We start from the raw sequence: 13,885 nt of genomic DNA on the forward strand, positions 1-13,885 counted from the left end.
CGTGTCCATGGTTGGCTAAAAACATTCGCGCGACTGGCGCGTACCGTCGATGACGCCGCTGCACTGGCGCGCCGGCTCAGGCCGCGCCTTCGCCACGCGCACCGGGCGCGGCGCCACGGCGGCCATGGGCACGGCGGCGGGCGCCGGCGCGGCAGCCGCTTCCGGCGCGCCGCCCAGCAGAGTCAGCTTGGTGGCACCCGCCGTCACGCCCGGCTGCGGGTCGACCTGGTTGCGCAGCACCAGCGACAGGCTGCCCACGCTGCGCGCCAGGTCCAGGTTTTCCGCCTGTTCCGGCGTCACTTCCAGGGTCACGGCATTGACCACGCGCGGCTTGGTCTCGTCGCGCCCCACTTCCTGCGCCACGGCCAGCACGAGGATGCGTTCGAGCACGATCTTGGAGATATTGCGGCTCTGCGGAAACGCGCGGTCGCCCGCATCCTGCTGCGTACTGACGATGATGTCGACATAGTTGCCCGGCAGGGCGAAGCCGGCCACGCCGATGACGTCGTTGACGCGCACGGTGATGGCGCGCCGCCCTTCCGTGATCAGGGCCGACAGGCCGCCCAGGGTGCCCACGGGCGCCAGCTTGGCTTCGCTCAGCGGCTCGCCGCGCAGCACGCTGCTTTTCAGCACGCGCCCGGCCAGCTTCAAGGGGTCTTGCAGCGCCCCTTGCGGCAAGCTTTCCGCCGGCCATTCGGCCAGGCGCAGCATCTCGGGCGACAAACGCTGGCCCAGGTTGACGTCGCTGGCGGCGACGACGATCTTGCCCTTGCCGGCCGGCGTCTGGCGCAGCAGCCAGTGCGAGGCCAGCAGCACCGCCAGCAAGCCCAGCACGATCGCCAGGCCCATCATCAGCAGGGCGCGCCGGTTTTTCATGCGATGCGCTCGCACAGGCTGGCGGCCGGCATGTCGCAGCGGGCAAACAGGCTGCCCCAGGCTTGCTCCAGCGCCGCCACCGTCAACTGCGCTTCACTGCCGGCAAAGCCGGCGAAGTCGGCTATGCGCGCCAGCAATTCGCGGGGATAGCTGGCCAGCAGCGGCCGCCCCTGCGCGCCATGCAGCTGCTGCATCAGGTGCTGCAGCACCAGCTCGTCAAACGCGATGCCCGCCACCCGGCATTGCTGGCGAAACAGGGCGCGATAGGCGCCGTCGGCCAGCGGCCCCACCTGCACCTTGTAGCCGATGCGGCGCAGCAAGGCGGCATCCAACAGCTCGCCCGGCGGCAAGTTGGTGGCCAGCACGAGGGCATTGTCGAAGGGCACGCTGATCTTCACGCCGCCAGGCAAGCCCAGCTGATCGACGCCGCGCGCCAGCGGCTGCATCAGCCGCGTCAGCAGGTCCGCTGCGGCCAGGCGCTGGCGCCCCAGGTCGTCGACGATCAGCATGCCATTGTTGGCACGCACATGGGGCGGCGCCTGATAGCAGCCGCCGCTGGCGTCGTAACCAAGCTCGAGCATCTCGGCGTCGAGCTCGGCGCCCACGTGGATCACGGGCCGCTGGCACAGCACCCAGCGGATGTCCGTGCTGCGCCGCTCCAGCGCCTGGCGCGCATGGCTGACATGCTGCGCCGCCGGCGGCAGGTGCTGCGCGGGGTCGTACACCTGGATGATGTCCTGGCCGACGACGATGGCATACGGCACGGCCACCAGGCCATGCAGCAATTGTCCCAGCTGCAGCGCCAGCGTCGACTTGCCGCTGCCGGGCGGCCCGTACAGCAGCAGCGAGCGCCCCGAATGCAGGGCCGCGCCCACCACGTCGAGCATGCCCGGTCCCGCATGGGCGCCGCCCAGCACGGCCGCCAGGTCGTCGCTGCCCACACGCAACTCCTGCGCCTGCCACGACTGGCGCGCCACCATGGCGCGGTAGGCGTCCAGCGTGACGGGCGCGGCGCCGATGTAGGCACAGCGTTCGAGAAAGGCGCTGGCGCGCTGCTTGCCGGCACTCGTCAGCTGATACTGCACGTCGATATCGGACTCGCCGCGCCACGCCACTTCCGCCCATTGTTCGCCGACCATGAAGTCGAGCACTTCGCGCAAGACATTGATCGACAGGCGCAGCCGCGTCGTCAGCGCGGACAGGTGCGTCTTGCCGCCCACGAACATGCACTTGGCTATCAGTTCGACCACCAGCTGGCGCTCGAGTCCCGTTTCGCGCAGGCTTTTCGGCTGCGGCGGCAAGGGCGGCATCAGGTTCGCGTCGGCAGGGCGCGGCGCGCTCTCGGTGCCCATGGAATAGTCGACCTCGGTCATGCTGCATCTCCACGCCGGTTAAGACTGCATTGAACAGATTTCATTCTAGCCAGCGGAGGCTGGCGCCCATTGATCAAGAGCAATGAATACCACTCAGAAATAACCGCGTCCCTGCACGGCCAGGCTGCCCAGGGCGATGGCCAGGCCATAGGGCATATTGCCCACGCTGGCATGGCTGTCGAACGGGATGGGCGCCAGCGGGACGCCGGCCGTGCGCGCGATCATCGGCCACAGCAGCTGACGCAGGTTGCGCAGGCAGGCGCGCCACTTGCCCTGGTACGTGATCATCAGCACGGCCATCAGGCCGCCCAGCACGAACGTGGCAAAGCAGATTTGCAAGGCCGGCCATGGACCGACGAAGGTGCCCACCATGGCGATCAGCTTGACGTCGCCGGCGGCCATGCCGCGCAGCACGTACAACGGCAGGAACAGGAAGAAGCCCGTCGCCATGCCGCCCAGCACCAGTTGCGGCACGCGGTGCGGCCACAGCCACAAATGCAGGACCAGCGCGGCGAGCATGCCCGACAGCACCAGCCAGTTCGGAATCTTGCGTTGGATCAAATCACTGACGGCGGCCCCCGTCACGAACAGCAGCAACAGCAGGTCGCACAGGGCATACGCTGGCATGGCATACCTCCTGAAAAAAACCCGCCGCCGGCCGGCCAGCGGCGGGCACCCGCTTAGGGCGTCAACACCAGGTTCGACGAAATATCGGTGAGGACAGCCAGCAAGTTAGTCTTGATCAGCAAGAAACCGGCGGTGATGGCTGTCGCCATCAACGCCGCAATCAGGCCGTATTCGATTGCCGTAATCCCGTCCTCATCTTTGACAAATTGCTGCACTGCCGACAGGAAGGTATGCATGACAAGCTCCCAAAAGTGAATCACAAGTCCCTGGCGCAATCGGGTGTGAAACATTGCCCTTTCCTGCTAATATGTTTCCTGCCGTAAATTTCTGCGCCATTAGAGTAACTATAAAGCGCACGCATTTTGGCAAATTGACGCACCACAAGTTTCCATGTGGAAATTATCAAATGGCGCCTGTATCGGCGCGGATCTTGATAAATATTGCGACGGGGATCAGCAACCGTCGTCAAAGCAAGTTTTTTACAACGCCATGCAGCAATCTCATGAATTTGCATGAAATATTGCATACGTTAATTGCCTATTAGGCAAAAAGACATTATCCTGCTTAGCTCTTCTTTGGAAAGGCCGATCGCCCGGCAGCGACTGACGACAAGAGGCGCGACACTGCGACGTCGAGCCAAGTTGATTGTTGGTTATTGCGCAGCGTGTCATGCCGCCAAATAAACTAGGCTTCTTGTAGACGGACGCGAATTGCTTGACGCAATGTTGGTATGAAGAATCTTGTGTGATTACTTTCCAGAGAACGACAATGGATTCCCTACTGAAACACATGGTGGACATGACAGGGCACCGCGATCACACGATGCTCGACATCTCCGTGATCTCGGCCGTCCAGGAACTCGCTTCCGCGTCGCAGACCCGTGTGCTGGCACTGACCACCGTGCGTGGCCAGGTGTTCGTGCGGTCGCGGGCCATCATCGTGGCGGGCAGCGTTGCCCGCATGGAAGAGCATAACGATCCCACCCTGCCCGGCGAACCGCTGTCCGACTACCCGGCCCTGGCCGCCTGCATCGCGCGCCACGAGGCCAGCGCCGACACCCTGTGCGCCGATGGCCGCCACCTGCTGTGGCTGCCCATCTGGATCGGCGACCAGGTCACCACCTGCCTGGAAATCACCAATCCCACGCCATACACAGGCGCCACCATCCAGGTGATCGGCGGCATCGTCAGCGTCTACCGCAATTTCCAGAACCTGCTCGACTACAGCGAGCGCGATTCGCTCACCGGTTTGCTCAATCGCAAAACCTTCGACGACCAGCTGGCGAAAATCCTGCAAAGCCGCGGCGAACCGGAATCGGACAAGCCGCTGCCCGTCGATGCGGAGCGGCGCCACCACACGGATACCGAGCGGCAATGGCTGGCCGTGATCGACGTCGACCACTTCAAACTGGTCAACGACAAGTTCGGCCACCTGTACGGCGATGAAGTGCTGATCCTCATCGCCAACCAGCTGCAATCGTCGTTCCGTTCGCAAGACCGCATCTTCCGTTTCGGCGGCGAGGAATTCGTCGTGCTGCTGCGCTCGATCACGCTGGAAAATGCGCAGAAAATCATCGACCGCTTCCGCACCAACGTCGAGGCGCACGACTTCCCGCAAGTGGGCAGGGTCACCGTCAGCGTGGGCTTCGTCAGCATCAGCGCCTTCGAGGCGCCCGTCATCATCCTCGGCCGCGCCGACCAGGCCCTGTATTACGCCAAGAGCCATGGCCGCAACCTGGCCTGCCACTATGACGAATTGGTGGCCAAGGGCATGTTGACCACGGTGACCTCGAACGATACGGCGGAATTCTTTTAATTAGGTCAGGCGTCCGCCAGCGATAAAAAGCGCATGGGATCGACCTGCCACTTGGCGGCCGACTCATGGCCGACGATCTTGTCGGCGCCACCAAAGCCGAAGCCGCGCGACAGGTCGACCGTCTCGGGCTTGATGTAGGTCTTGCTCTTCGTACTGAAAAACACATTCACCTTCGGCGCCAGCAGATTGCTTTCGTGCGCCTCGATGACGACGGCCAGGCGGCCCGATTCCAGCATCACCATGGTGCCCACCGGATAGATGCCCACGCAACGCATGAAATCCTGCGCGAACACGGGGTTGAAATGGAATTTGCTCCACTCATAGATCTTGCGCAAGGCTTCGGCCGCCGGAATGCCCCTGTGGTAGCTGCGGTCCGACGTCAGCGCGTCATACACGTCGACGATGGCAGCCATCTGCGCCAGTTCGCTGATGGCGTCGCCGGCCAGCTGGTCCGGATAGCCGCTGCCGTCGCGCCGTTCGTGGTGGTGCAAGGTGATGTCGAGCGGAATCGGGCCCACCTCGGGCGACTGGCGCAGGATCTCGTAGCCGTCGCGCGGATGGCGCTTGATCTGGGCAAACTCTTCCGGCGTGAGGGGGCCGGGCTTGTTCAGCACGCTGTCGGGCACCAGCGCCTTGCCCGTGTCGTGCAGCAAGCCGCCCAGGCCGGCCTGGTGCGTGGTAGCCGCTTCCAGGCCGCGCGAACGGCAAAACGCCACCAGCAGCGCGCACACGCTGACGGAATGCAAAAAGGTGTAATCATCCTTGCTCTTGATGCGCAACAAGCCGACGAGGGCGCCGGGATTGCGCAGGATCGATTCGGTGATATCTTGCACGGTATGCTGCACGCGGTCGATCTCGACGGCCTTGCCCAGGCGCACGTCGGCCATCACCGTGCGCACCAGGCTCGACGCCTGCCGCCGCACTTGCGTGGCGCGCGCCAGCTCCATGCCCAGCGACACGCGCGTGACCACTTGCGGCGCCGTGGCGATCTGCACCAGCGCCCGTTCCGTCTCCGCATGGGCTTGCGCCAGCGTGGGCGCATCCTCCACGTCGAGACCCTTGCCGCTGTCGATCACCACGTCGTGGATGCCGGCTTGCACGATCTTGCGGATCTCGTCTTCGCTGCGCAACAGGAAGCGGTTGCGCACGAACGGATGCGTCATCCAGTCGCAACTGAGGTCATGGATGTACATGCCCACTTTCAATTGCGCGGAATCGACTTTCTTGAGCATGCTTTCATCCCACAAATAAACGGCTGGAGCACCGGAGGCGCTAGAATGAGTATAACAAACTTGTCATGCTGCTGGCCGCGTTCGGCGCGGGGGTGGCAGCGCCTGTTTTCTTTCATCACAGCACTGTTGCCGGCGCGCTTGCCGGGCAATGGCGCACGCTACGCTTCTGGAAGCAACCAAGCATGGAACTGCGCCAATTACGCTACTTTGTTGCCATCGTCGACCACGGTTCCCTGTCGCGCGCGGCCCTCATCCTGCACGTGGCGCAGCCGGCCCTGACGCAGCAGCTGCGCCAGCTGGAAGAGGAACTGGGCGTGCAGCTGCTGCACCGCTCGGCCCAGGGCGTGCTCAGCACCGATGCGGGCAAGGTGTTCTACGAACATGCGCAGGCGATCCTGAAACAGGTGGCCGACGCCCGCTCGGCCGTCACGCAAAGCGCCACGCGGCCGTCCGGCAACGTCACCTTGGGTTTGCCGCACAGCATCTCCGGCGCCCTGGCCCTGCCGCTGCTGCTGGCCGCGCGCGAACGCTATCCCGAGATCACCTTGCAGCTGACGGAAGAAATCACGGGCAACCTGAACGAGCAGCTGAAATCGGGCCGCATCAACCTGGCCGTGCTGTTCGACGATGGGCAGCTGACGCCGTTCGCCTGCAGCCCGCTGGTGGAAGAGGAAATGCGCTTCATCTGCCGCAGCGATTCGCCGTTCGCGCCCGCCGGCAAGGACATCGCATTCCAGCAGGCGCTGGCCGCGACGTTGATCCTGCCGGGCCTGCAGCATGGCGTGCGCCCGCGCATCGACAGCCGCGCGCGCGACGCGGGCCTGGCGGCGGCCAACATCATCGAGATCAACTCGATCGCCATCCTGAAATCGGCCATCCTGGCCGGCATGGGCGCCACCATCCTGCCGGCCGCGCCGCTGCTGGCCGAGCTGGAAAGCGGCGCCATGCGCAGCTACGCCATCCACAGCCCCGCCCTGTCGCGCACGGTAGCCCTGTGCGCCTCGAAAAACATCCCGCTGACGAATGCGGGGGCGGCCGTGAAACACCTGGTGCTGCAAGTGGCTGCCGAGCTGTGCGACAGCGGCCAATGGGTGGGCGCCCACATGCTCTCGCCCACGACATAAGTTTTTCTTATACCCCCATCGGCAAAGCGTATTTGCCCCTTCCTGCCCGCCGTTCTACACTGACCACATTAACTATTTTAAATTTAAAGTAGTCATGTGCCGCCCACACGCGGCAATCCCGTCTGCACAGCGCGCGCCTTACCGGGCGCGCCCCTTGTACAGCCGCTATCTGAAACACCATTTTGGAGACAGCCATGTCCGTGACCACGGAAAACGGCTCCGCAGCGTTCGCTAGAAACGCCGGTGCCGCGCCATCTACACCGCCTGAACCTTCCCGTTTGACCACCGTCAGCCTCGACGACAAATACACGGCCACTTCCGGCGCCATCTTCCTGTCCGGCATCCAGGCCCTCGTGCGCCTGCCCATGATGCAGCGCCTGCGCGACCAGGCCGCCGGACTGAACACGGCCGGGTTCATCTCGGGCTACCGCGGCTCGCCGCTGGGCGGCCTCGACGAAAACCTGTGGAAAGCCAAGAAACAGCTGGAAGCGCACCACGTGCAGTTCGTGCCCGGCGTCAACGAAGACTTGGCCGCCACGGCCGTCTGGGGTTCGCAACAGGTGGACCTGATCGGCCCGGCCAAGTACGACGGCGTATTCGCCATGTGGTACGGCAAGGGCCCGGGCGTGGACCGCTGCGGCGATGTCTTCAAGCACATGAACCATGCGGGCACGGCGAAACTGGGCGGCGTGCTGCTGGTGGCCGGCGACGACCATGGCGCCTACTCGTCGACCCTGCCGCACCAGTCCGACCATCTGTTCTCGGCTTCGATGATCCCCGTCTTGTACCCATGCAATGTGCAGGAATACCTGGACCTGGGCATCCACGGCTGGGCCATGTCGCGCTTTTCCGGCTGCACGGTGGCCTTCAAGGCCCTGGCCGACACGGTCGAATCGTCGGCGTCCGTCGATGCCGACCCGTTCCGCGTGGAAGTGAAGATTCCGCACGATTTCATCATGCCCGAAGGCGGCCTGAACGCGCGCCTGTCGAGCATCCCGCTGGGCCAGCAGGCGCGCAACCAGGAAGCGCTGATGCAGGACTACAAAATCTATGCGGCCCTGGCCTACGCGCGCGAAAACAAGCTCAACCACACCACCATCGACAGCCCGAACGCCAAGCTGGGCATCATCGCGTCCGGCAAATCGTACCTGGACGTGCTTGAAGCGCTGGAAGAGCTGGGCATCGACGAGCAGATGGCGGCCGACGTCGGCATGCGCCTGTTCAAGGTGGCCATGCCATGGCCGCTGGAGCCGGACAGCGTGCGTGAGTTTGCGCAAGGTCTCGATGAAATCCTCGTGGTAGAAGAGAAGCGGCAAATCGTCGAATACCAGCTCAAGGAACAGCTGTACAACTGGCGCGACGACGTGCGTCCCAAGGTCATCGGCAAGTTCGACGAAAAAGGCGAATGGGTGGCGCCGCGCGGCGAATGGCTGCTGACGTCCAAGGCCGACTTTTCCGTCTCGCAAGTGGCCAGGGTCATCGCCAGCCGCATCGCGCGCCTGATTTCCGACCCCGTCACCTGCGACCTGATCAAGGCGCGACTGAGCTTCCTTGACGCCAAGGACGCCGTGCTGAAGAAGGCCGTGAACACGCCGTTCCGTCCCGCGTTCTATTGCTCGGGTTGCCCGCACAACACCTCGACCAAGGTGCCCGACGGCAGCCTGGCGCTGGCCGGCATCGGCTGCCATGTGATGGCCACCTCGATCTATCCGGAAATGAACAAGCTGACCACGCACATGGGCGGCGAAGGCGCGCCGTGGATAGGCCAGGCCGCGTTTTCCGAATTGCCGCACGTGTTCCAGAACCTGGGCGACGGCACGTATTTCCATTCCGGCTACCTGGCCATCCGCGCCGCGCAGGCGGCCAAGGTGAACATCACCTATAAAATCCTGTACAACGACGCCGTCGCCATGACGGGCGGCCAGCCCGTGGACGGCCTCATCACCGTGCCCATGATGGCGCAGCAGGTAGCCGCCGAAGGCATCGCCCGCATCGCGCTGGTGACGGAAGACTTGTCGCGCTATAGCGACTGCAGCAATCTGCCCGCCCACCTGACCTTGCACGATCGCAAGGACATGGATGCCGTGCAACGCGAATTGCGCGAGGTAACAGGCGTGTCCGTGCTGATCTACGACCAGACCTGCGCGGCCGAGAAACGCCGGCGTCGCAAGAAAGGCGAGTATCCCGACTTGCCGAAGCGCATGGTCATCAACGACGCCGTCTGCGAAGGCTGCGGCGACTGCGGCGTGCAGTCGAACTGCGTGTCGATCTTGCCGAAAGAGACGGAATTTGGCCGCAAGCGCACCATCGACCAATCCTCGTGCAACAAGGATTACTCGTGCGCCAAGGGCTTTTGCCCCAGCTTCGTCACCGTCGAAGGCGGCAGCCTGAAAAAAACCAGGACGGGCGCGAGCAAAACGGGCGAGACGGACAACTTCGGCCCGCTGCCGGAACCGGTCCTGCCCGGCTGCGACGCACCGTACAATATCCTCATCAACGGCATCGGCGGCACGGGCGTGATCACGGTCGGCGCGCTGATGGGCATGGCGGCCCACCTGGAAGGCAAGGGCGCCTCCGTGCTGGACATGACGGGCATGTCGCAAAAGAACGGCTCCGTCACTTCGCACGTGAAGATCGCCCAGTCCCCGGCGCACATCCGCGCCCAGCGCATCGCCACGGGCGAAGCGGACCTGATACTGGGCTGCGACATGCTGACGGCCGGCGCGCAGGATGCCGTGTCGAAGATGCGTCCGGGCCGCAGCCTGGCCGTCGTCAACCTGCACGAGCAGCCGCCGGGCACGTTTGCGCAAAATGCCGACTGGCAATATCCGACGGCGGAAGTGCGCCAGCTGATCGAGGAATCCGTGGGCGGCGCCGACGCGGCCGACTTCATCGACGCCACCAAACTGGCCACCGCGCTGATGGGCGACTCCATCGCCGCCAACCTGTTCATGCTCGGCTACGCCTGGCAAAAGGGCCGCATCCCGCTGACGGAAGCGGCCTTGCTGCGCGCCATCGAGCTCAATGGCGTGGGCATCGAGTCGAACAAGAAAAGCTTCCTGTGGGGCCGCCGCGCCGCCGTCGACGTGCGCCGTGTGACGCAGATCGCCACGCCGTCGCAAGCCATCATCGTGCAAATGCCGCAGAGCCTGGATAGCGTGATCAAGAAGCGCGTGGAGTTCCTCACCGCCTACCAGAACGCCGCGTATGCGGATGGTTATGCCACCCTGGTGAAACAGGTGCGCGACCGCGAAAACACCCTGGGACTGGGCCAGAAACTGTCGACAGCCGTGGCCAAGAACTACTTCAAGTTGCTGGCCTACAAGGATGAATACGAAGTGGCGCGCCTGTACACGGATGGCCGCTTTGTCGAGCAACTGCAGCAGCAGTTCGAGGGCAATTTCTCCGTCAAGTTCAACCTGGCGCCACCGCTGTTCGCGAAAAAGGATGCGAAAGGCCACCTCGTGAAAGCGGAGTTCGGTTCCTGGATGTGGCGCGCCTTCAAGCTGCTGGCGAAAGCCAAGGGTTTAAGGGGCGGCACCTTCGACGTCTTCGGCTATACCGCCGAGCGCAAGATGGAGCGCGCGCTGATCGTCGAGTACCGCGAACTGCTGGCGGGCCTGCTGGTGAACCTGACGGCGGAGAACCTCGGCACCTGCGTGGAACTGGCATCGCTGCCCGAGAAAATCCGCGGCTTCGGCCACGTCAAGGAAGCGGCCGTCGCCACGTATCGCCAGGACAAGGCGAGATTGCTGGCCGTACTGGCCGATGGAACGAAGCACGTGGCATAAGCCAGCGGAGCTTGAAGACAAAACGCAGAGCCTCGGCTCTGCGTTTTTTTTGTCAATCCGGACAGCGCCCCACGGTCGCTCCCGGCAACAGCACCGGTTGCCAGATTTCCTGCAACCGTTCCGGCGGCGTGCCGGCCAGCAAGGATTGCAGCATTTCGACCATCTTGGCGCCGGCGCGGCGCAAGTCAGGCTGGTCGATGGTGGTGACGTTGATGCCGATCAAGGTGTCTTCCACATTGCCCCAGACGATGACGGAGATTTCCTTGCCGATTTCGATGCCGGCGTCCATCAGCGCGCGCACCACGCCCACGCCGGACAAATGGTTGTCGACGATGACGGCCGTGGGACGCGGCGAGCAGGCCAGCAATTGCTGCATGGCTTGATAGCCGCTGCGGCGGTCGAGGCTATTGTCGAGCAAATAATTCGGATCGGCCTGCAAGCCCGCCTGCGCCATGCAGCGGATAAAGCTTTCCTTGCGTTCCAGCGCGAAATGCAAATCCAGCGGCGCGCTCAGCAGGGCGATGCGCTGATGCCCATGGGCCACCAGGAAAGACACGGCCAGGTCGATGCCCGTGTCGTTGTCGTAGTCAAAATACGCGTACGGCGCGTCGATGCGCGTGCGGCCATTCGCGACAAAGGGAAAGCCCACCTTCGTCAGGTAGGCGATGCGCTCGTCGATCACCTTGGTGCGCCCCACCACCAAGCCATCGACCTGGCGCCCGCGCACCATGGTTTCATATGACGGCTGTTCGTTTTGCGGCGACACGGGGGCGATGATGAGGCTCATCTTTGACGCTTCGACCGCGTCCGACATGCCATTCACCACGGAAAGGAAGACGCTGTCGCCCAGATCGCTGGGCAGCAGCGGATAGATCATGCCCAGGACATTGGTGCGGCCGACGGCCAGGCTGCGCGCCAGCGGGTTGGGCCGGTAGCCGACTTTCTTGGCGGCGGCGAGGACGATTTCACGGGTGCGGGAATTGACTTCCGGATAGCCGTTCAACGCCCTGCTGACTGTCGTTTTCGACATGCCGAGGGCAATTGCGAGGCTCTTGAGATTCATGTTAACTACCTGTCTGTATGGCAAAAGAAACCAACTCTGACCGTCAATTATAGCCCAGAGCGCCAAACAGGCCGCGCATTCGCGTGCGCCGCCATGGTAGAAAAACAACAACACATTGACTATTTAAAAAGCAATGTTTTAAATGTGATCACGCGTATCCTCTGCGCAGTCCGACATCAGCCATGGCAGGCAGGCAATACACCCCGACAGAAGCGTGTACTCACTTTAACAACAGCGCCGCCAGCTCGCGCATATCAGTTCGGCAACGCCAGGCGCGCGCGAAAAAATTATCAAGAAAACATAATTTACTGGAAGTGTGCGAGAATTTGTCCTACTCTTGATTCAGGTAAAGATTACTGCTTGGCATGTTGTGCCTGGCGCAGTACATCGGCCTGGACTCCCCCGTCTCTTCTGCACACGCTTGGGCATACTTTCAAAGGTGAACAATGTGGTCACGCTAACGTCCGTCAACAATTTGCAAGCCTCGCTGGCCACGGCGCAGCGCAGGGTCGAGCAGGGCCAGAACCAGGTGCAGCGCGACAGCGAACAGCTGGCGCAAAGCCGCCAGCTGCTGGCGCGGGAACAGGAATCGCTGAGCCAGACGCAGCGCAGCAGCCAGCAAGCCGAGGCCAGCGCCCCGGCCGCCGTGAAGGCGCCGCAACTGGAGCAGGCGATCAAGGTGGCCGTGCCGCAGCAAGCGGTCCCCGCCGCACCGAAAAGCGCGCCGCAGCTGAACAGCTATGGCCAGACGCTGGGACGCCTGATCGACGTGACGGCGTAAGGCTGGCCTAGCGCGCCATCTCCTCTTCCAGCATCGCCAGCCACCATTTTTCGCCCTTCTTCGGCCGCGCCAGGTCGACCGCCTCGCCCATCTGCGGCGTGGCCAGATTGACGCCCTGCTTGGCCGCCAGTCCCGTGATGCGGTCGAACGGCTCATGCCATGCATGCAGACCCAGGTCAAACGTGCCGTTGTGCACGGGCATCAGCCACTTGCCGCGCAAGTCCAGGTGCGCCTGCAGGGTCTGCTCGGGCTGCATGTGCACGTCCGGCCACAGTTTGTCATAGGCGCCCGTCTCGATCATGGTCACGTCGAACGGGCCGTACTTGTCGCCGATCTGCTTGAAGCCGTCGAAATAGCCGGAATCGCCGCTGAAAAACACGCGCACGTCCGGCGCGTCGATGACCCACGACGCCCACAGAGTCTGGTTGCCGTCAAACAAGCCGCGTCCCGAGAAATGCTGCGATGGCGTGGCGACCAGTTTCACACCGGCAATCGTCGTCCCCTGCCACCAGTCGAATTGCCGCACCTTGGCTGCCGGCACGCCCCAGGACACCAGGGTATCGCCCACGCCCAGCGGCGTCACGAAGTGCTCCGTCTTGGCAGCCAGCTGCAGCACGGCGGCATGGTCGAGGTGGTCGTAATGGTCGTGCGACAGGATGACCGCCTTGATCGGCGGCAAGTCGGCGATGCTGATCGGCGGCTGGTGGAAGCGCTTCGGCCCCGCCCACTGCACGGGCGAGGCGCGCTCGGAAAAGACGGGATCGGTGAGGAAGAACTCGTTGTTGAGTTTCAACAGCAGGGTCGAATGGCCGAGGCGAAACAAGCTGTTGTCGGGCGCCGCCAGCAGCTGCGCCCGGGTCAGCGCTTGCACGGGCACGGCCGCGGCCGGCACCGTGCTGTCCGGCTTGTCAAAGAAAAATGTCCACATCAGCTTGAGGGTTGCTGCCGTGCCCAGCTTATGCATTTGCACGGGATTGCGGAATTTGCCTTCGTGGCGTTGCGGTGATTCAGCTAGCGCCGCAGGCTCGGCGCGCAAGGTGCAAGAACTCATGATGATCAGGACTCCCAGGAAGAAGAGACGACGTACGACTCGATGCAAGTGCATATGCGGCCCGGTCAATAAAATACAAGGATTAAATTACACTACACAGTGTAGTTCCTATTTCAAGCAAAGTAAACCAGGAGGTGTAAAATATTGTTTTC

General features: G+C 63.3%; 11 protein-coding genes. 4 read left to right on the forward strand and 7 right to left on the reverse strand.

Annotated elements, in window-relative coordinates; all coding sequences use genetic code 11:
- Positions 1-15 precede the first annotated feature (15 nt).
- The 4 genes from cpaB to AC1RDJ_RS09235 all read right to left on the reverse strand — a co-directional run bounded on the left by cpaB (position 16) and on the right by AC1RDJ_RS09235 (position 3,112).
- Positions 16-876 carry a Flp pilus assembly protein CpaB gene (cpaB, locus tag AC1RDJ_RS09220; protein ID WP_493027264.1) on the reverse strand — a complete coding sequence of 287 codons (861 nt, stop codon included), beginning with the start codon at positions 874-876 and terminating at the stop codon, positions 16-18.
- Positions 873-2,249: a DUF8689 domain-containing protein gene (locus tag AC1RDJ_RS09225; RefSeq protein WP_493027265.1), complete on the reverse strand. Its 1,377-nt coding sequence runs from the start codon at positions 2,247-2,249 to the stop codon at positions 873-875. Before AC1RDJ_RS09225 ends, cpaB begins: the two co-directional genes overlap by 4 nt.
- Before the next feature lie 93 nt (positions 2,250-2,342).
- Positions 2,343-2,876 (reverse strand): A24 family peptidase, encoded by a 534-nt coding sequence (locus AC1RDJ_RS09230; RefSeq protein WP_493027266.1) that lies wholly within the window; start codon positions 2,874-2,876, stop codon positions 2,343-2,345.
- Positions 2,877-2,929: 53 nt separating this feature from the next.
- The gene (locus AC1RDJ_RS09235) at positions 2,930-3,112 is read right to left on the reverse strand and encodes a Flp family type IVb pilin (protein WP_034752975.1); all 183 of its coding nucleotides are present in this window, start codon (positions 3,110-3,112) and stop codon (positions 2,930-2,932) included.
- A 532-nt stretch (positions 3,113-3,644) separates the two neighbouring features.
- Here AC1RDJ_RS09235 and AC1RDJ_RS09240 point away from each other — a divergent pair.
- The gene (locus tag AC1RDJ_RS09240) at positions 3,645-4,691 is read left to right on the forward strand and encodes a GGDEF domain-containing protein (RefSeq protein WP_071325776.1); all 1,047 of its coding nucleotides are present in this window, start codon (positions 3,645-3,647) and stop codon (positions 4,689-4,691) included.
- Positions 4,692-4,696: 5 nt separating this feature from the next.
- Here AC1RDJ_RS09240 and AC1RDJ_RS09245 read toward each other — a convergent pair whose 3' ends face one another.
- Positions 4,697-5,923, reverse strand: a complete 1,227-nt coding sequence (locus AC1RDJ_RS09245) for an HD-GYP domain-containing protein (protein ID WP_071325777.1) — start codon at positions 5,921-5,923, stop codon at positions 4,697-4,699.
- Between the two features lie 182 nt (positions 5,924-6,105).
- Here AC1RDJ_RS09245 and AC1RDJ_RS09250 point away from each other — a divergent pair, with 182 nt between their 5' ends.
- Positions 6,106-7,047, forward strand: coding sequence for a LysR substrate-binding domain-containing protein (locus tag AC1RDJ_RS09250; RefSeq protein ID WP_071325778.1), 942 nt, complete (start codon positions 6,106-6,108; stop codon positions 7,045-7,047).
- Between the two features lie 194 nt (positions 7,048-7,241).
- Positions 7,242-10,838: an indolepyruvate ferredoxin oxidoreductase family protein gene (locus tag AC1RDJ_RS09255; protein WP_493027267.1), complete on the forward strand. Its 3,597-nt coding sequence runs from the start codon at positions 7,242-7,244 to the stop codon at positions 10,836-10,838.
- 52 nt (positions 10,839-10,890) lie between these two features.
- On the opposite strand, the gene AC1RDJ_RS09260 is transcribed toward AC1RDJ_RS09255, so the two are convergent.
- Positions 10,891-11,901 (reverse strand): substrate-binding domain-containing protein, encoded by a 1,011-nt coding sequence (locus tag AC1RDJ_RS09260; protein ID WP_071325780.1) that lies wholly within the window; start codon positions 11,899-11,901, stop codon positions 10,891-10,893.
- 448 nt (positions 11,902-12,349) lie between these two features.
- Between AC1RDJ_RS09260 and AC1RDJ_RS09265 the strand changes: the two genes are divergently transcribed.
- A complete protein-coding gene (locus AC1RDJ_RS09265) occupies positions 12,350-12,682 on the forward strand; it encodes a hypothetical protein (protein WP_071326757.1) in 333 nt (110 codons plus the stop codon).
- A 7-nt stretch (positions 12,683-12,689) separates the two neighbouring features.
- Here AC1RDJ_RS09265 and AC1RDJ_RS09270 read toward each other — a convergent pair whose 3' ends face one another.
- Positions 12,690-13,733, reverse strand: a complete 1,044-nt coding sequence (locus tag AC1RDJ_RS09270) for an MBL fold metallo-hydrolase (RefSeq protein WP_071325781.1) — start codon at positions 13,731-13,733, stop codon at positions 12,690-12,692.
- Positions 13,734-13,885 lie beyond the last annotated feature (152 nt).

Source organism: Janthinobacterium sp. GW822-FHT07H10 (assembly GCF_058798675.1).

Coding starts and splice junctions, on each gene's coding strand:
- AC1RDJ_RS09225 (WP_493027265.1), bottom strand. CDS start 2,249: ATGACCGAGGTCGACTATTCCATGGGCACCGAGAGCGCGCCGCGCCCT.
- AC1RDJ_RS09245 (WP_071325777.1), bottom strand. CDS start 5,923: ATGCTCAAGAAAGTCGATTCCGCGCAATTGAAAGTGGGCATGTACATC.
- AC1RDJ_RS09255 (WP_493027267.1), top strand. CDS start 7,242: ATGTCCGTGACCACGGAAAACGGCTCCGCAGCGTTCGCTAGAAACGCC.
- AC1RDJ_RS09240 (WP_071325776.1), top strand. CDS start 3,645: ATGGATTCCCTACTGAAACACATGGTGGACATGACAGGGCACCGCGAT.
- AC1RDJ_RS09230 (WP_493027266.1), bottom strand. CDS start 2,876: ATGCCAGCGTATGCCCTGTGCGACCTGCTGTTGCTGCTGTTCGTGACG.
- AC1RDJ_RS09235 (WP_034752975.1), bottom strand. CDS start 3,112: ATGCATACCTTCCTGTCGGCAGTGCAGCAATTTGTCAAAGATGAGGAC.
- AC1RDJ_RS09250 (WP_071325778.1), top strand. CDS start 6,106: ATGGAACTGCGCCAATTACGCTACTTTGTTGCCATCGTCGACCACGGT.
- AC1RDJ_RS09260 (WP_071325780.1), bottom strand. CDS start 11,901: ATGAATCTCAAGAGCCTCGCAATTGCCCTCGGCATGTCGAAAACGACA.
- cpaB (WP_493027264.1), bottom strand. CDS start 876: ATGAAAAACCGGCGCGCCCTGCTGATGATGGGCCTGGCGATCGTGCTG.
- AC1RDJ_RS09270 (WP_071325781.1), bottom strand. CDS start 13,733: ATGAGTTCTTGCACCTTGCGCGCCGAGCCTGCGGCGCTAGCTGAATCA.